The 18,460-nt window shown below is 36.8% G+C and carries 18 protein-coding genes and 1 pseudogene; 12 read left to right on the forward strand and 7 right to left on the reverse strand.

The features are described 5' to 3' along the window. On the forward strand, positions 1–600 hold the full coding sequence (locus ZPR_RS02080) for a sce7726 family protein (protein ID WP_041578539.1): 600 nt from the start codon (positions 1–3) through the stop codon (positions 598–600). Here ZPR_RS02080 and ZPR_RS02085 read toward each other — a convergent pair. The 5 genes and pseudogenes from ZPR_RS02085 to ZPR_RS23625 form a co-directional block, all read right to left on the reverse strand. Then, on the reverse strand, positions 542–1,618 hold the full coding sequence (locus tag ZPR_RS02085; protein WP_013069945.1) for a beta family protein: 1,077 nt from the start codon (positions 1,616–1,618) through the stop codon (positions 542–544). The genes ZPR_RS02080 and ZPR_RS02085 overlap by 59 nt on opposite strands. A gap of 666 nt (positions 1,619–2,284) precedes the next feature. Further along, on the reverse strand, positions 2,285–2,923 hold the full coding sequence (locus ZPR_RS02090; RefSeq protein WP_013069947.1) for a hypothetical protein: 639 nt from the start codon (positions 2,921–2,923) through the stop codon (positions 2,285–2,287). A gap of 11 nt (positions 2,924–2,934) precedes the next feature. Then, positions 2,935–3,243, reverse strand: coding sequence for a putative toxin (locus ZPR_RS02095; protein WP_041578540.1), 309 nt, complete (start codon positions 3,241–3,243; stop codon positions 2,935–2,937). A gap of 251 nt (positions 3,244–3,494) precedes the next feature. Next, positions 3,495–3,875, reverse strand: a pseudogene (locus ZPR_RS23620) (RHS repeat domain-containing protein); the annotation flags it as partial. 18 nt (positions 3,876–3,893) lie between these two features. Continuing rightward, the gene (locus ZPR_RS23625) at positions 3,894–4,166 is read right to left on the reverse strand and encodes a hypothetical protein (protein WP_013069950.1); all 273 of its coding nucleotides are present in this window, start codon (positions 4,164–4,166) and stop codon (positions 3,894–3,896) included. 131 nt (positions 4,167–4,297) lie between these two features. On the opposite strand from ZPR_RS23625, the gene ZPR_RS02110 reads away from it, so the two are divergent. Continuing rightward, positions 4,298–4,627, forward strand: coding sequence for a transposase (locus tag ZPR_RS02110; RefSeq protein WP_013069951.1), 330 nt, complete (start codon positions 4,298–4,300; stop codon positions 4,625–4,627). Beyond that, positions 4,609–4,857, forward strand: coding sequence for an IS3 family transposase (locus ZPR_RS24000; RefSeq protein ID WP_394329736.1), 249 nt, complete (start codon positions 4,609–4,611; stop codon positions 4,855–4,857). Before ZPR_RS02110 ends, ZPR_RS24000 begins: the two co-directional genes overlap by 19 nt. A gap of 161 nt (positions 4,858–5,018) precedes the next feature. Here the strand turns inward: ZPR_RS24000 and ZPR_RS02115 are convergent, their stop codons facing one another. Together ZPR_RS02115 and ZPR_RS22805 are read right to left on the reverse strand one after the other, a co-directional pair. Next, a complete protein-coding gene (locus ZPR_RS02115; RefSeq protein ID WP_013069952.1) occupies positions 5,019–5,432 on the reverse strand; it encodes a hypothetical protein in 414 nt (137 codons plus the stop codon). Positions 5,433–5,491: 59 nt separating this feature from the next. After that, positions 5,492–5,674 carry a type II toxin-antitoxin system HicA family toxin gene (locus ZPR_RS22805; RefSeq protein WP_083759719.1) on the reverse strand — a complete coding sequence of 61 codons (183 nt, stop codon included), beginning with the start codon at positions 5,672–5,674 and terminating at the stop codon, positions 5,492–5,494. Positions 5,675–6,457: 783 nt separating this feature from the next. On the opposite strand from ZPR_RS22805, the gene ZPR_RS02120 reads away from it, so the two are divergent. The 9 genes from ZPR_RS02120 (at position 6,458) to pth (ending at position 18,454) form a co-directional block, all read left to right on the forward strand. After that, complete coding sequence (locus ZPR_RS02120) at positions 6,458–7,501, forward strand: LacI family DNA-binding transcriptional regulator (RefSeq protein ID WP_013069953.1); 1,044 nt, start codon at positions 6,458–6,460, stop codon at positions 7,499–7,501. 322 nt (positions 7,502–7,823) lie between these two features. Next, on the forward strand, positions 7,824–10,862 hold the full coding sequence (locus ZPR_RS02125; RefSeq protein ID WP_013069954.1) for a SusC/RagA family TonB-linked outer membrane protein: 3,039 nt from the start codon (positions 7,824–7,826) through the stop codon (positions 10,860–10,862). A 19-nt stretch (positions 10,863–10,881) separates the two neighbouring features. Next, a complete protein-coding gene (locus ZPR_RS02130) occupies positions 10,882–12,372 on the forward strand; it encodes a RagB/SusD family nutrient uptake outer membrane protein (RefSeq protein WP_013069955.1) in 1,491 nt (496 codons plus the stop codon). 21 nt (positions 12,373–12,393) lie between these two features. Further along, complete coding sequence (locus ZPR_RS02135; protein ID WP_013069956.1) at positions 12,394–13,548, forward strand: glycoside hydrolase family 130 protein; 1,155 nt, start codon at positions 12,394–12,396, stop codon at positions 13,546–13,548. A 13-nt stretch (positions 13,549–13,561) separates the two neighbouring features. Continuing rightward, positions 13,562–14,872: a sugar porter family MFS transporter gene (locus tag ZPR_RS02140; RefSeq protein WP_013069957.1), complete on the forward strand. Its 1,311-nt coding sequence runs from the start codon at positions 13,562–13,564 to the stop codon at positions 14,870–14,872. Positions 14,873–15,216: 344 nt separating this feature from the next. Further along, positions 15,217–15,888, forward strand: a complete 672-nt coding sequence (locus ZPR_RS02145) for an outer membrane beta-barrel protein (RefSeq protein ID WP_013069958.1) — start codon at positions 15,217–15,219, stop codon at positions 15,886–15,888. A gap of 135 nt (positions 15,889–16,023) precedes the next feature. Continuing rightward, positions 16,024–16,965, forward strand: a complete 942-nt coding sequence (locus ZPR_RS02150) for a ribose-phosphate pyrophosphokinase (protein WP_013069959.1) — start codon at positions 16,024–16,026, stop codon at positions 16,963–16,965. Positions 16,966–17,050: 85 nt separating this feature from the next. Continuing rightward, complete coding sequence (locus ZPR_RS02155) at positions 17,051–17,692, forward strand: 50S ribosomal protein L25/general stress protein Ctc (protein WP_013069960.1); 642 nt, start codon at positions 17,051–17,053, stop codon at positions 17,690–17,692. Positions 17,693–17,824: 132 nt separating this feature from the next. Next, positions 17,825–18,454: an aminoacyl-tRNA hydrolase gene (pth, locus tag ZPR_RS02160; RefSeq protein ID WP_013069961.1), complete on the forward strand. Its 630-nt coding sequence runs from the start codon at positions 17,825–17,827 to the stop codon at positions 18,452–18,454. Positions 18,455–18,460 lie beyond the last annotated feature (6 nt).

Raw genomic sequence — 18,460 nt, forward strand, 5'->3', positions numbered from 1 at the left:
ATGAAGGATATAGATATTAGATTAGAGTTACATTCTAATTACCTTTCCAGCTTTTATAAGCATGATCCTGATTCAGTTATAATTGATGAACTAGGTATTTGTCAAGGATCTTCTAAAATAGATATTGCTGTTGTGAATGGTCACTTGTGGGGATGGGAGATCAAAAGTGAAAAAGATAATTTAAAGCGGTTACCTTTACAAATCCAATATTATAATAAGGTTTTCGATTATGTTACTATAGTAGTTGGGAGAAATCACTTGGAGGAAGTGAAAGAAATGGTTCCTGAGTTTTGGGGTATTATGGAGGCTAAGAATCAGAAGGGAAATAGCTTGTCCATAAAGAGTGTTAGGCACTGCAAGTTAAATCCAAAGATTGAAGCAATATCGTTGGCTCAACTATTATGGAAAAATGAGACCTTAGAGATCCTAGAAAGATTAGGGAAAGATAGGGGATACAAAAGTAAACCGAGACGTGCATTATGGCAAAGGTTAACTGAGGTTCTTTCCCTTGAAGAATTAAACTCTGAGGTTAGATCTTATCTTAAGAATCGAAAGGGATGGAGGACAACTGATCAACAACTAGTTCTAAGTGGTGGTTAGTGCCAATTTGTCGCCAGGTCGTAGCATTACCAGTACCTCCTATTTGACGAGATTTTTCTAATATTTCATTATCTCCCCAGCTGAAGTCTTCTCCATAAAATTCTCCGGAATGATTAACTAGTTGATCGCATAGACCGTAGAATTGATCATATCCAAATCTCTTAGCATCTCTTCCTTTTAAAATTAACCAATCATTAGCTATGGTGTATCTAAGGTTTACACTCATTCTTATCGTTCTAGGATCCATTTCAAACAATTCTGGATTAGCAATGGCATAGTCTCCAAATTCTGGTTTACGTTTTATCTTTGATGCAATTATATTCTTCCAGATTTTAAATTCAGATCTAGGTATTTTTTCCATAGAATCTCCACTTATCCCGGAAAGATTTTCGGGAAATGCTGTTAGAGAAAGTATAATTTTATTATAATCATTCAGAAACGGAAGCGAATTAACCATTAACTTTGAAAATTGACTTAGCATAGATTCTTGTTCGTTACGGAGGAATCCAAAATCTAATACGATATCAATTTGATTTAGATTTATTTCCAAAACTTCGATTATTCTTTCTATTTCTACTTGTAAATCAAAATCCTCAAAGTCATCTTGTGTAAGTCTTACGCAAATTCTTTTAGAATTATTTTGAATTTCATGTTTTAATTCGTTTAAATAATCATTGTCAAATTTTAGCCTGATAACCGGTATTCCAAATTCTCTTTTCTCTCTCAAGTTTTCTAAAAGAGAGAGTAAAATGTATTTATTTCTTATTTTAATTTCATCTAACAATTCAACATCAATATAACATGGGAATTGCCTTCTTCCTGTACCAGATATGCCGTTAATTATAGTCTGTAGGTGTTTCTCAATCGTTTTCGAAGGTTTCTCGTTGACATAATCATAAGTTATTGGTGGGATTTCGAAAAGTGGAGTGAGATTCTCTCTTGTTTCAATCTTAAGCTTTTTTAAGGCTTTAAATTCTCCAGATTTTGCTTTCAAAATTGGTGTGTAGTGACTATTCATAATTAAGTTTTTAAAAGTTAAAATTTAAATTTAGATAATTTTAACAAATTAAGTTAGGGGAAATTTCCCCTTTATAGAATAGCTTTAGAGGTTTATATTGCGACGCTAAAAGAAATTATGAAGGAAAGTTTTTTTGATTTTTTGCAAGCCTATAGCGGAGCCTATAAAGATGATTTTAGTGTGAAAGGTAAAAAAAAATAATCTGAAAATTAAAGGGTTAGGTTTTAGTATAGGGTAGGAATAAAATTCAAAATCCAGTTTCTTCGGAAGTGTGGGTTCGATTCCCACCCAAGGTACAAGGGAAAGCTGAGATAAATGTCTCAGCTTTTTTATTTTCAGGTATAACATAGGTACAACATTTCCTTATATTTTATAAAATTATATTTTTTGATTTAAAAAGGTATGATTTGATGCTGAGCAAAGATTAATAGAAACTAGTAATTATCTGTAAGGCTATTGTAGAGGGGCGGTATCCGCCACATGCCATAAACTTTCTTTTACTAATGATGAATTACTAGCCAAGCTCATCTACCTGTCTACATGAAAAATTGAGAAGGAATGGAATGCTATATGATAAAATTGTACTCTTTTCCACAATTTATGGTCAATATCGTTAGTTATAAATCTAATTCCTCTGGGGCTAGCCCCAGAGGAATTGAACAAAGTTTATTTTACAGATCCATTGCCTCTTTTTTTTATTTTACTAATAGCTTTATTGATATCCCGATGTACATGAGTAGCATCATAGTGGCGGTTCAACTTATTTTCTAAAAATGGAATATCCTCTAATTCTCCAATTTTACCCAATGCTTCTGGAGTTACTCTATAATTATGATCAAAACCTTCTCTCAAAATTTCTCTAGCTTGATCTTTTGGAAACATTTTTATTATTGCTAGCGGAAGAATTCCTATTTCGGAGTAGCTATAGGTTTTGGATAAATATATAGATTTAACCCAATCGTTAATATTCAAAGGTGGGTTTTTAACAATCGCTGAACAAATTCGCCAACGATCCGCTGTATCAGCTTCGTTAAATATTGGAATTATAATGCTACCATCATATTTAATATCAGTCTTAGCAATCAATAATAGACCACCTGTTTTATATTCTATTTTAGGTAGCCATTTTTTTATAATTTCAATATATGTTTCTAAGTCATAATTTCCATTTTTTAAAACTTTTATGTAATCATTATTATTCCCATATTTCTTAATATCAGGATAGCCTGCTCGACTTAATTCCTCATACATTGCCTTAAAATTTTTAAATGTCGAGGTTGATTCATTTTTTTCGCTCATATTCATATTCAATAAGTTTACCTAGTGTATCTAACGATTTTCAATAAAGAAGAACTATTAATTGCTTCTTGCAGTGGCTTAGATATATTTACGCCATTCGGAACATATAAATTAAATTTAATTTGATGTTGGTTTGCATACGTAATAAAATCTTGTAATTGTTTTGTATAGCTAACAGTTCGGTTTAGAGCATAATGTTTTACCTCTCCAATTTGTTGCACAACATCAAACTCATCAACTATCATTTCATCTGGGATTCGGTAATTTGCTGTTTTATTTAGTGATTCAATATGTTCAGTATTTTGTTTAATATTATTAAGTTTCAAGCCTTCTTGACCTTTATCATAAGGTTTTAAAGATGGTACAGGAGCTATTTGAGGTCTTCCTAATACATCTCCATTCTAAAAATTACGACCGTTCAGAGCAGCTATTCCTCCATTCACTATTCCCCCAGTAACACCACCGATTGCTATGCCCGTAATATACTGCTTTGGAGTCATTAATGGATCACCAAAATATAAGTGATTTCCTAAATTTTGGACTGGAGAAGCAAAAGCCGTACCAGCAAGGCCTCCAGCTAAAAATCCTCCCACACTCCTCCTGCAGCACCTCCTGCCATTGTAAAAGCACCTCCACCAGTTGTCGCTCCAATAGCTCCTGCTGCAGTACCTATACCAAATGCTACAAAACCATCTTTCCAATTATGAATTTTCCCTTGAACGGCTTTCACAGCCAGATTAACTAATCCACCAACGACTGCTCCGATTACTATATGCCAGAATTCACCATTTACATCTATATAGATTAGAGGATTATTAAGTACATAGGAATATCGGTTAAAATTTAGGGGATTGGATGGATCCTGCACATAATTATCGGGACTTAAGAACCGGTGGAGCATGGCATCATATAAACGCCCGTTCATATGAATGATCCCTACCCACATTAAGTGCTCGTGTCCGGTATACCCCCGGTCCTATATGTTAAAACTGGTAAGGTTGTTGTTATTGCCATCAGTAAGTTTTACAATTTTTCCCCAGGCATCAAAATGTCGCTTTTTCTTAAAATTACCATTGCTATCGGTGATCGATAAGATACTTCCCAGATAATCCCTGTGCAGGTAAAAATAATTGGAGACCGTACTGCTTCCTTTTTCTTCATGGAATATTAAAGGGGCGGAATAGGCATCACCACCAATATAGGTCACAAAGGTGGTTTTGTTCGATTGGGAATCAAATTTAACCTCCATTTTACCATTGGCCGAATAATGCTTTTGATAGCGCCTTTGGTTTTTATTACTCTATGTCCCTCCTGGAGTTACTACTTTTATTCGGACACAAAATTTAAGACCGTTTTTTACTAAACAAATATCTTAGAACCATGAAAAAACCATATTACAATCCGGAATTAAAGGAGCAAGCAGTTCGTTTAAGTTACCAGCGCGAGAATATAAAAGAATTAGCAGATGAACTAGGCATAGAAGTCCAAAGGATCTACAAATGGCGCAAGGCAGCTAAAACAGCTACATTGCCTAAGCCTGAAAAACCAATAACCGATCATACTTTAGCGCTTGAAAGAATTCGCAATGCTCTTAAAGAAAAGGAACTTGAACTTGAAATATTAAAAAAGGCCGTGCACATCTTCTCCAAGAGTGATGGGAAATCTATGGATTTATATCCGATAGAGAGGCTGTGCAGGTTTTTAAAATAAGTAGGAGTAGTTTTTATAGGTGGTACACAGCTGGCCCTTCAAAGCGAGCATTGGAACATAGCCTTACAGATTTAATAAAAAAGGAACTTGACCTGAGTAAACAGCGTTATGGCGCTACACGAATAGCAGAAAAACTTAAACGTGAAGGTTACTGTATATCCAGATGTAGAGTGACTAAAATTATGAGAGCGAACCATTGGGTAAGCAAACACAAATGGAAGTTTAATTAAGGCTATCACAGATTCCAAACTCCAAAAGAAAGTGCAAGTTCTAACCAACACTGCTGAAAAATTCAATTTAAGTGAAAGATCTATTTATTCGATCATTAGAAAAATGAAATAAAAAAGACGCCGATTAAAGCGTCTTTCAAATGAAGTCCTGTTTTAAGGGGTTAAAGCGAAACTGATATTAATTCTTGTCCTAATTCGTGAATAGCGTTTTCTATAATCTTTGCTCTCTCTTCTGAAGCATTAGCTTTACCAGAAGCATATTGACGCATCAAAGATTCATTTATTCCTGCCTTTTTGGCTATGGATGATATTTTTAATTCAGGTAATAACTTAAATAATGAAGGGATGTTCATTACATATTCTACACGTTCTATCGATTTTACTTCATCGATCCAATCTTCATCTAAATCTTCAGCTATCTCTAAATAATCATTAAATGCTGAAGTAAAACTTTCTTTTAACTCTTCTAAAGAATTTCCGTAAGCAGTTACTCCTCCAGGGAGATTTTGGGTACTACCCCAATAAGTTCCGTCGTCTGCCTTCTCGACGAAAACTCGAATTACTTCTTGTGCCATTGTTTTGTTTTTGTACGATCTATCTGCTATTCTTTGATAGAAAAGACGGGGGAGGGTGGTTAGTCCAACCCCGCCTGTTTTAAAATCGACTTTACCGTTCCTATAGGTACATCTTTTTTTGGATGTGGTATTGTAACGATCCCCCTTTTTGAAGGATGCTTGAAATGATGGTGACTTCCTTTTGTTCGAACTTTGTACCAACCATCGCTTTCAACCAGCCTTATCAAAGAACTAGACTTCATAATACAAAGATATAACATTTTAGTTATGTAACAATATTGTTATATATTTTTTATACTGTGATATAAATTAATATAAAAAAAGCCACCGCAAAACCGATGGCTCTCAAAAGGTAAAAAAGTTTAATACATCAAAATTAGAGTGTACTCAACGATAAGGATTTATCTATCGTATTTCCATTTATTACACGAAAAAAGCCACTTGTATGTAATAGCTTTTCCGATTTAACCCAATAAATTTAAAATGTTTTAACCCTTAGTAAGGATACATGAATTAACTGTATAAGGGCTGATTTTATAAACTGACTTCGACAATTTAAACCGTAGCTATAGGTGTTTACTGTCAGCTTCCGGAGCTCTCGGTTTTTCTTACTTGCTCTCCATTCAGCGAATTTTGCTGCTGTTTCTAACCGTAGCAACAATAAATGTATTTCGCATCCAACGCAAAAAAACTGCTCGTAGTCAATGGCTTTTATAATCGATAAGAGTTTATATCCTTACTATATAGTTAAACAAAAAACTCATTGTTCTTTGCGGCTCTTAAAACATGAGTATTTCATAATTATCTTTTTTAGGTAATAGGTTTCCTAATGTACTGGTGCTATATAAATAGAGCCATGCACCCCATAATGTCTACTTAAATGCTTTTCTGCTTATCTATTTGAGTTCATTTTCTCATTCAGACTGTAATGAGTTCTTTTTTAGTAAAACGTTTTATATTGCATTTATCTTTCGTAAATTTACTTACTTTTCGAAGCTGGGAATCCTATTACTTATCATCAAAAAATGAAAAAGAAGCAAAGAGTATCCATTAAAGATATTTCAAAAGAGTTGGGGATCTCAATTACTACAATCTCTTTTATTATTAACAAAAAAGCCAAGAACCGAATTAGTGATGAAGTAATAAAAAAGGTTGAAGATTACATTGAGAAAGTTGGCTATGAGCCAAATACTTCTGCTCAGACCCTCCGAACGGGGAAAACCAAAACTATAGTATTTATGGCAGAGGATATTTCTGACCCCTTTTTTTCAGCTGTAGCCAAGGAAATGGAAGAAATTGCCTATAAAAATGGATATAAGATCATTTACTGTAGTACCGAAAACAATAAGGATAGAGCCGCTGAACTCATTTCTTTATTTCAAAATAGACAGGTCGATGCTTTTATAATTACTCCTCCCGAAAATTTCGAAAAAGAAATACAGGAATTAATTACTCAAAAAAATGAGGTTATCATGCTTTTTGACCGCCGTTATACTTCTACAGAGCATAATTATGTAATACTTGATAATTTTAATGGAGCTAAAATGGCAGTTAACAAGTTAATTTCATCAGGATGCAAAAATATTGCTTACGTAGGATTGAAATCAGATTTCAGCTGTATGAGTGAGCGGCTTGAAGGGTACAAAGACGCCATCAAAGATCACCAATCCCAGCCAATTTCATTGCTTCTTCCATTTAAAGATGTTAAAACAAAAGCAGGTCGTATCCAATTTGAAAAATTCATCAATAAACATACAGCTGTCGATGGTATCCTGTTTGCCACCAATGGTTTAGCTATTAATGGACTAAAAGGATTAAAAGAATTACATAAGAATATACCTGATGAGTTAGCTGTAATCACATTTGACGACAGAGATTTATTTGAACTACACACCCCTTCCATTAGTGTTTTATCACAACCTGTACCTGCCATGGCAACCGAGTTAATCAAGGGTACACTCGAACTTCTAAGGGCGAAAAACGATAAAAACGAAATTTTTCAAAAAATTCTTCCCGGAAATTTAATCACCAGAGATTCCTGTAAATTAACTATTTACGATAAAAAATAGCTTTTTGTAGGGTGTGAAATTTTAAAATTATCCTTACAAATTAATAATATGTAAAACGTTTTACTAAATTTGATTATATTAGTACTGTATTTTTTAAATTCATCATGTAAAACGTTTTACTATATCGTTGTAGATGCCAAAATGATAAAATTACAATTGGAAACTTATGAGATGGTCATTTCTATGGGAGCATTTTTATAGGCCTAACATGAGTACTATTAGGTTTTAATTCCTCAGAAGGAATTGAATCAAAGGAAATAGATTCCGAGAGCGAATTCGGATAATAATCGCAGTTCTTATATTAATCTTTGAATACTTAATTATGATAACACAAAAAAGCGTTTCCTGCCTCTTATTCGTATGGGCGATCTGTGCGGGAAGTATAGCTTACTCACAAACAATTACAGGTACTGTAAAAGATGCTCGTGGTCCATTGCCTGGGGTTTCTATCAGTGAAAAAGGTACTGAAAATGGTACCGTTTCAGACTTTGACGGGAAATACGAAATCGATGTTTCTAGTCAAGATGTAACTCTTGTATTCTCTTATTTAGGCTATGTGACTAGGGAGATACCGTGGAATGGTGAAAATAACGTAGAAGTGGTACTGCAGGAAAGTACAGAGCAGCTCGATGAACTGGTTATAGTAGGTTATCAATCCCAAAAAGAGTCAACCATCACTGGGGCCGTATCATCTGTTAATGTCAAACAATTAGAATCCCGCAGAGTTCCGGGCGTAACTCAGGCATTACAGGGGCAGGTTGCGGGAGTAAATATTACTCAAAGTACGGGTGCCCCGGGCGAAGAAGTGGAAGTCCGAATACGGGGTAACGGAACGATAGGCAATAATAATCCCTTATATATTATTGACGGTGTTCCCAGTAGAGAAATCTCTTTCCTAAATCCTTCCGATATAAAGTCTATGTCGGTCTTAAAAGATGCGGCAGCTGCCTCCATTTACGGTTCAAGGGCTGCTGGTGGAGTTATTGTTATAGAAACCAAAAGTGGTTCTGATCGCAGCGGTTTTCAAATAGATTATTTCGGAGGCTTGCAAAAAGTCACCAATTTGCCTAATATGCTTAATGCGGATCAATACCTAAATACCGTGACCACTGCCTGGAATAATGCGGGCTATTCCGGAACCAATCCCTATCTCGCCGATGCTGGTAGATCCGATTTCGCTGACGTAGACTATTTAGATGAACTATTTGAATTGGGAAAAACAAATAGTGTACAACTCTCCACATCCGGAGGTAATGAAAAAACAAATTTCTTCTTAAGTGCTGGATATTACGGGCAAGACGGAATTGTAGTCTACGACAATGATAAATTTAACCGTCTAAACCTGCGTAGCAATATAAATTCCAATGTCACCAATCGCATTAAAGTGGGGGCGAATGTTCAAATATCATATGAACAGCAGGATAAAATTTCTTCGAAAGGGGATGCACCAGGAATCATACGTCATGCTTTTCTGCGCCCTCCCATTATACCGGTTTATAAAAATCCTTCAGATCCTACATATTCAGAAGAAGACCCTTTTACAGACTTGCCTTTTTATGTTGATCCTGATAATTTTGAAAGCAATAAATATGAATATTCTCAAAACCCTATAGCGCTTGCCTATTTTACCGATAACACGACTAGAACTTTTAAAACGTTTGGAAATTTATTCGCTGAATATCAGATCCTGTCAGATAACTCCTTGAAATTCAAAACAAATTTCGGAGCAGATATAAACTTTGGTCATCAAAAGGCTTTTAATCCTAATTATGGAGATGACGATGGTCAGGGGGCAGAAATTGATAGCGGTCTGGGACGCCAAAATCGTCCTACCAATCTATCTGAATCCAGGTATGAAGACATGACCTTTACATGGAATAATAGCTTTATGTACAATAAAGAAATTGGAGACCATGATATAAATGCACTGGCTGGAATTGAATTTATAAAAAATAATTCTTCCGGAATAAATGCTTCAAGACAACGATTTGATTATACCGAACCTAATTTCAGATATCTCGACTTTGGTGGGACCGATCGGGACATATGGAATGGGGGGCTGGCCGAAGAATGGGCGTTATTCTCCTATTTTGGTTCTGCTACCTATTCCTACCAGGATAAATATTTAATCACTGCTAATCTTCGAGCCGATGCTTCTTCGAGGTTTTCAAAAGATAATCGCTGGGGATACTTCCCTTCGATTTCAGCGGGTTGGACTATTTCGAAGGAAAACTTTATGGATAATTTAGATTGGTTGAACCAACTGAAGTTGCGAGCCAGTTGGGGGCAGCTTGGAAATCAGGAGATACCCAATTACGCCTATTTAACCTTATACCGAAGAGATGCCGATCGTTACCTGATTAGTCGTTACGGGAATCCTGATTTAAAGTGGGAAACTACAGCACAAGTGAACATAGGGATCGATTTTGGATTGTATAGTAACAAACTCTCTGGAAGTATTGATTATTTCGAGAAAACTACTTCGGATATACTCCTTCCAATTTCTCTCCCCAAGTTTGTAGGTGATGTTTCGGCCACTTATCTTAATTCAGGCGAGGTGCAGAATTCCGGGCTGGAATTTGGATTATCTTACAGGAATTATGAGAATCCTTTAAAATTTCAAATTAGTGGGAATTTGTCCACACTAAAGAATGTGGTGAATTCCTTGCACCCTAACTTACCTTATCTTACAGGGAATGTCACCAGAACCCAGGAGGGCCATCCGCTAAATGCATATTATGGTTTTGTTCAAGAGGGGATTTACCAAAATCAGACGGAAGTTTCTGAACATCTATATGGAACTAATAATCCGCCACAACAACCGGGGGATATTAAATTTAAAGATTTAGATGGAAACGGAGTAATAAATGACAATGATCGTGATTTTATAGGAAATCCAAATCCAAAATTATCGTATGGTCTGAATGTTTCCATGAATTACATGAGTTTTGATTTTAATTTTCTTTTTCAGGGGGTTGAGGGTGTTGACCGCTATAATGATTTAAAGAAAATTATCGATTATGATACCAGGCCATTCAATTATACGGATCGTGTACTGGGCGCCTGGGATGGGGAAGGTTCAACCAATACAATACCCAGAGTAAGTTTTACCGATAATGGAAGCAGTAGAGTCTCTGATATCTTTGTGGAGGATGCTTCCTATCTAAGACTTAAGAATGTAGAGCTGGGATATACTTTTGATGTGGAAAAAGTGGGGAATTTCAGAATATATACCTCCGGTCAGAACTTACTTACTTTTACCGATTATTCCGGTTTAGATCCTGAATCTACCGATTTAATCGATTTCGGAACATATCCGCAATCATTAACCATATTGTTTGGAGTTCATGCAAACTTCTAAATGTCTAAAGATTTCAATTATGAAAAAATCAATATTAAAATTTCTTACAGTGGTATGTTTTATAGCGTTTTCAGGCTGTGATTCCTACCTGGATGAAGATCCTATCGGTTTAATTACCAAGGATCGAATAGACACCGAGCCAACCGCTGCTTCTATTATCTCCTCGGTTAACTCAACTTATCAATTACTCTCCAGAACTCTCAATGTTATTGGACAATGGAATTGGGATCAGGGGACCATTACCAGAAATGATTTCTTACTTCAGGATATCGCTTCGGGCGATATGCAAAAGAAATGGAATCCTGATGGTGACCAGGCATGGATGGATGAAGTTGCGGCATTTAATTTTACTTCTATGAATCCCGGTTTCAATGGAATCTGGAGTTATGATTATGAAGGGATCTCACGCGCAAATCAGGCAATAACTACGCTTAATAACTCAGAGGTCATGTCTTCCGTTGATATGGATGGAGCTACAAAAGATCGCTTGTTGGGAGAAGTATATTTCTTGAGAGCCTTCTATTATTTTGACCTGGTCAACAATTTTGGAGGTGTGCCTTTGCTTACAGAGCCTTTACAGGATTTTTCAGATGCTTACCAGGTAGCCAAACGCAGTACGCAACAGGAGATTTGGGCTCAAATAACTGCAGATCTTCAGGAATCGGTTTCCTTACTGGCCGAACAAAAATATTCCAGCAATGCTGAACCGTGGAGGGTTTCTATCGGAGCGGCAATTGCCATGCAGGCAAAGGTGAATTTGTTTCAGCAAAATTGGAATGAAGTGATTAATAAAGTGAATCAATTGCAGGGGTATAACTTTTATTCTCTGGATAATAATTATTTTGATCCTTTCGATGTAAACAAAGAGTACCAGGAAAATGAAGTAATTTTCTCATATGATCATGTTTCAGGACTCACCCCCTCAAAAGGGAATGGTCTTTCAGCATTAATGGGCTGGGGGTTTTTGGCACCAACCCAGAACTTTTTAGATGCATTTGAAGAAAATGATCCAAGACTGGAATATACGGTTCAGGTAGCCCAGCAACAACAACATAAACTACTGGGGACTACCGATGGAAGATATAAGGGCAATGAAGATTCTCCGGGAAATAAAGTATATATCCGTTATGCTGACGTGCTGCTGTGGAAAGCCGAAGCATTCATTGAGAACGGAGAGATAGAGAAAGGTTTGGCAATTATCGATCAGATTCGTACCCGAGCACGTAATACTCCAAAGATTGATGGCAGCGCTACCCCTTCCAATGCATTGCCTAATTATGCCGGCACAGGGGTTTCCAAGGCCGAAGCTCTACAGATTTTGCGTCATGAAAGACGGGTGGAGTTGGGCTTTGAATCACAAAGATTTAATGATCTAAAACGTTGGGGTATTGCGGAGGATGTATTGACCAACCTGGGAAAAAATTACCAAAGTTATAACAGCCTTTATCCTATTCCACAAGGAGAAATAGATCGTTCTGGAGGACAGATAGAACAAAATCCCGGATACTAATCAATAAAAAATGTGTAATCAATGATAAATTTTAAATTAAAGTATATGGCGCTATGCCTAATAGGTATAGCCACCGCATGTCATACGGATACTAAAAAAGGTGAATCCGTTAAAGAGCGTAACAAAGTAAGCACTGCCGAAGCGTCATGGATGATAGGACCTTTTGAGCGTCCACAAAATGCGCAGCCCATCATACAACGGGATACTATGGCTACTTTTAATGACCCGATGAGCGGGCAAGAAGTAGTCTGGCAGTCTATGGCTACTTTCAATCCTGCTGCCATTGTAAAAGATGGAAAAATAAATGTTTTGTACAGGGCGGAGCAGGACCGACATACCGATACCATTGGAGGACATACCTCTAGAATAGGATTGGCCACTTCAGAAGATGGAAGCATCTATAAAAGAGCAGATGAGCCTATTTTTTATCCTGATAACGATGACCAGAAAGAATTTGAATGGACCGGAGGTACCGAAGATCCCAGGATTGTAGAGAGTGAAGACGGAACTTACGTTCTGACCTATACCCAGTGGAATAGAAAAACCCCGAGGCTGGCTTTGGCCACCTCGAAAGATTTGAAAAACTGGACCAAACACGGACCTGTTTTCCAAGATTTTAAGAATGGTAAATATCACGATAAGGAGACCAAGTCCGGAGCAATAGTTACTCAATTAAAGGGCGGGAAACTGGTTGCGGCAAAGATAAAGGGCAAGTATTATATGTATTATGGGGTGCCTCATATTTGGCTTGCAACTTCTACGGACCTTATCAATTGGGAACCTGTAGAAGACTATGCCGGAAATCTTGCTCCTGTTTTAAATCCGCGTCCCGGATATTTTGATTCCTGGCTCGTGGAGGCCGGACCGCCACCTGTCTTAACAGAAAATGGTATTGTAGTACTTTATAATGCAGGTAATTCGAAAAATATTGGTGTGGAAGAGCTGGGCAATCGTGTCTATACCAGTGGTCAAGCATTGTTTGATGCCAATGAGCCTTGGAAGTTGATCGACCGTTCGGATGAACCCTACCTCAAACCAGAGTTGCCTTTTGAAAAATCCGGACAGTATAAAGATGGAACCACCTTCGTAGAAGGATTAACCTTTTTTAAGGGGAAATGGTATTTGTATTACGGGACGGCAGATAGTATGGTAGGAATGGCCACAGCAGAACCGTAATAATCTTTCTATTATGCAATTAAAAAGGAAATTACTTATTGGGGCTGTGGTATCCAGCCTTGGAGGATTGTTATTCGGATTTGATACGGCAGTAATTTCCGGTGCAGAACAAGGCCTGAAAGCGTTTTATCTGCTCGATAATTTCGCCCATGGATTTACCAATTCTATTGCCTTAATCGGAACCATTATCGGAGCTATATTTGCTTTTTCTCCTGCACAGCACCTGGGGAGAAAGAAGTCACTTTCCATTATAGGACTTTTTTTTGGATTATCTGCTTTAGGATGTGGTTTGACGGATAATTGGTATCTTTTTCTTTTTTGGAGATTTTTAGGTGGCCTTGGAGTTGGCGCATCATCTGTAATCGCTCCCATGTATATTTCTGAAATTTCACCTTCTGATTATCGTGGAAGGTTAGTGGGGCTTTTTCAATTCAGCATCGTTTTTGGAATTCTGTTAGCCTTTATTTCAAATTACTTTTTGAAAATTAATATGAGCAGCGACTCCTGGCGCTGGATGCTTGGAGTAGAAGCCATTCCTGCGTTTATTTTTTTCGGTTTGGTATTTTTAATTCCTAAAAGTCCTCGCTGGCTTGTTTTTCGAAAAAGATACGAAGAAAGTTTCGTTATTTTGAAAGCACTGGGAGAGGCAAACCCGGAAGAAAGACTGCAAACCATTAAAGGGTCCTTTGAGCAAAAGAAGGAGCAGGAAAAATTATTTCAAAGGAAATATTTAAAACCATTAATTCTGGTATTCCTTATGGCTACCTTTAATCAGTTTTCCGGGATCAATGCTATTATGTACTATGCCCCCAGAATATTTGAAGCGGCTGGAATTACGAAAGACAGTGCATTTTTACAAGCAGCCTCCGTTGGTTTTGTGAATATGCTATTTACCATCGGGGCCATGGTATTGATAGATAAGGTTGGGCGGCGCAAATTGATGATCATAGGCTCCGTAGGAATGATTTTAAGTTTATTGGCTACGACCTATTTACTTAATAATCGAGAGTTAGGTGTAAGCTTTCTCATCGTCCCTGTGCTATTTTTTATAGCTAGTTTTGCATTCTCGCAAGGAGCCGTAATTTGGGTTTTTATCTCCGAGGTCTTTCCTAATAAGGTTCGTGCTGCTGGACAATCCTTTGGAACTTTTATCCACTGGTGCTGGGCGGCTGCTTTAACCTGGTTATTCCCGGTGGTTGCAGGCCTGGCTAACGGAATCACCTACGCTTTTGGTTTTTTTGCACTTACTATGATATTGCAATTAATATTTGCAATAAAATTTTTCCCGGAGACAAAAGGCAAATCATTAGAAGAGGATATCTGAAAAAGAGAAATTACCACGATGTTTTATAAGAACTATAAAACCGCTGCACAGAACGTGTAGCGGTTTTTTTTACACGAAAATACAACTACAGGTTAATCTGGGGTATCCTTATTTGTGGATTTCAATAATTGGCATAGTGAAGTGATAGGGAATGCCATATATGTTTTAATTGATCGAGGTGGGGGGTGCTTCTTTAAATCCTAAAGATCATCTATAGTTTCTTTTGGTTATGAAATTTTTATTTAAATGAGGCGTTAATATAATGATAATTAGGAAACATTTATTAATTAAAAAATTCCTGAAGTTTAAATAATTTATAATTTGTGCCCCCCAAAGCTATCTTTATGAAACGTATTTTATTTATATTAATTTTTATTAATACTTCTTTTCTATGTGCACAAGAATCCAAGTTTGGAGTGACAGTAGGTGTAAATTATCCTTGGCAATCTAAAAATGGAGAATTAGTTGCAGCGCCAAACCTGAGTTTATTTCCAAATCCTGTGATCGGCGGGCAGGCAGGAGTATTCTATGAAAGAGATTTTAATAAATTTTTGATTCGGCCTCAGGTTCTTTTTTACCGCTCCAGGGGGAAGTATGATTTTCCAAATACAAATCCGATTTATACCCTTGATAAAGTTAATTTAGAATTGTTGTTTGGTTACGAAATCATTGATAAGTTTTCCATATTAGCAGGTCCGGCCTATCAATTTATTGTTAGGAATGATTTTGATACCAGAGAAGAGGACTTACGGGATAATATGAATGCCATCAATATTCCATTTGGCATTAAATATGAAATTAGTGATCGACTTGAGGCCAGTTTGATGTACAATTATACTTTAGAGTCGGATGAATATCAAAGACCTTTACTGCCTTACGATGGAGGCTTTCAATCGTTTATTTTAGATGATGCAAAGATTGATGTTATTTCTTTGAATATTAGTTTTAGTGTGTTTACTTCTAAAAACAGTCGCAATAGAAGAGCAAAAAGTGGAAGCCGCGGTTGTTATTTCTAAAATGACTCATCAGTGTTGTGTTGTTTCAAAGCTGCAAATAGAATTCGTATTTGAAGTTCTTAACAAAGAATTAATTTCTAAATTTGCATCGCACCTATAAATTAAAATTAAACAACACAACTAAATAACACAACAATGAGCACTTCTTTAACCGAAGCTAAGATTTTTAGCTGTACCCAAAGCCGGGATCTTGCAGAGAAAATTGCTGCTTCGTACGGTATCAAGCTTGGTAATGTAATCACTTCTACCTATAGTGACGGTGAATATCAGCCATCGTTCGAGGAATCTGTACGTGGGGCACGATTATTTATCATTGGTTCAACTAATCCGGGCGCAGATAACCTGATGGAAATGCTTTTAATGCTCGATGCAGCGAAACGTGCTTCTGCAAGGCATATCACTGCAGTAATGCCTTATTTTGGTTGGGCAAGACAGGATAGGAAAGATAAACCTCGTGTACCTATTGCTGCAAAAATGATAGCCAGTATTCTGGAAACAGCCGGAGCAACCCGGATCATAACCATGGATTTGCACGCCGATCAAATTCAGGGATTTTTTGAAAAGCCGGTAGATCATTTATTTGCATCCACTGTTTTCTTGCCTTATTTAAGAAGTCTTAAGCTAGAAGATTTAACCATCGCTTCCCCAGATATGGGAGGTTCTAAGCGAGCTTATGCGTATTCAAAGGAACTAGAAAGTGACGTGGTAATTTGTTATAAGCAAAGAGAAAAAGCTAATGTTATTTCGCATATGGAATTAATTGGTGATGTGACCGGTAAAAATGTGGTATTGGTTGATGATATGGTAGATACTGCTGGCACCTTAACCAAAGCCGCCGATCTTATGATTGAACGTGGAGCAAAAAGCGTACGAGCTATTTGTACACATCCGGTACTTTCAGGTGGAGCATACGAGCGTGTAGAGAATTCTAAACTTTCGGAGCTTATTGTGACCGATTCTATTCCGCTTAGACAAAAGTGTGATAAGATTAGGGTCGTAAGCTGTGCCGAACTTTTTGCAGATGTTATGCAACGGGTACATGGCAACCGCTCCATCAGCTCTAAATTTTTAATGTAACGCTATTCTGCTAAAAAATTTAGTATCAGGCTTTAATATTTCAGCAAAATGTTGCAATTTTGCACTCCTTAAAAATAAATAAGAAATGAAGTCAATTACGATCAAAGGATCTAAAAGAGAAAGCGTAGGTAAAAAAGCTACTAAAGCGCTACGTAATGCTGGCCAGGTTCCTTGTGTATTGTACGGTGGTGATGCAGAGCCATTACACTTTACAACCGAGGAAATTTCATTCCAGCACTTAGTGTACACGCCTGATGTACACACAGTAGTAATCGAGTTGAAGAGTGGAGAAAAGTACAATGCGATTCTTCAGGATATTCAGTTTCACCCTGTAACTGATAATATTCTTCATGTTGATTTCTATGAGATATTTGATAACAAACCAATCACTATGGAAATTCCAATCCATACTGTAGGTGTTGCCCGTGGTGTTAAAAATGGTGGTGTATTAAGGTATAACCTACGTCGTCTAAAAGTACGTGGTTTACCAGGAGTACTTCCAGATTATATCGAGGCAGATGTTACAAAACTTAAAATTGGTCAGAAATTATATGTAACTGCTGTAGAAAGCGAAGATTACAAAATTCAGCACCCAGATAACACTGTAATTTGTCAGGTTAGAACTTCTCGTAATATCGTTGCGCTTGATGACGATGATGAGGATGAAGATGATCCACAAGATGTGCCATCTACAGAAACTGATGATGTTGCAGCAGTAAAAGAATAGTCTTTTAAAAAGTATTATTTTTATATCATATCCCGTATCAACACGATACGGGATATTTTTTTGTAAGAACTTTAGCATCACTGTTATTAAAAGCGCAGTGAAAATTTTATCTTTACCGAAAGAAATAAAAAAATGCTGTCGTTCTTCGGAAGAATTTTAAAAACAAAGAAAACTGCAGAAGAAGTAACTGATCCCATGAAAAAGTTTTTAATCGCGGGCCTGGGGAATATTGGTCCAAAATATGAAAATACGCGCCATAATATTGGTTTTAAAATTCTGGATGAATTAGCAGCGAAACAAGAGGCTGTTTTTACTACACAAAAGCTGGGCGATATAGCTCAATTTCGATATAAGGGAAGAACTTTTGTATTGCTGAAACCAAGTACTTACATGAATCTTAGTGGGAAGGCTGTTAATTATTGGCTTCAGAAAGAAAAAATCGCTGTAGAAAATTTACTGGTGGTCACAGACGATCTTAACCTGCCTTTTGGGACTTTACGTCTTAAAACAAAAGGTAGTGATGGTGGGCATAACGGATTAAAAGATATTCAGGCACAGCTGAATACCACAAAATATAACCGGTTTAGATTTGGTATAAGTGCCGAGTTTTCTAAAGGGCAGCAAATCGATTATGTGTTGGGGGAATGGAGTGAGGAAGAACTTAAAGAGCTTCCCGGACGCCTTAAAATTTCGGCTGAATTGATTGAGTCTTTCGCGACCGCAGGTGTTTCTAATACAATGAATTCATTTAACGGAAAATAAAAAGCC

The organism is Zunongwangia profunda SM-A87 (genome assembly GCF_000023465.1).
In the GTDB taxonomy this organism is placed as follows: Bacteria; Bacteroidota; Bacteroidia; order Flavobacteriales; family Flavobacteriaceae; genus Zunongwangia; species Zunongwangia profunda.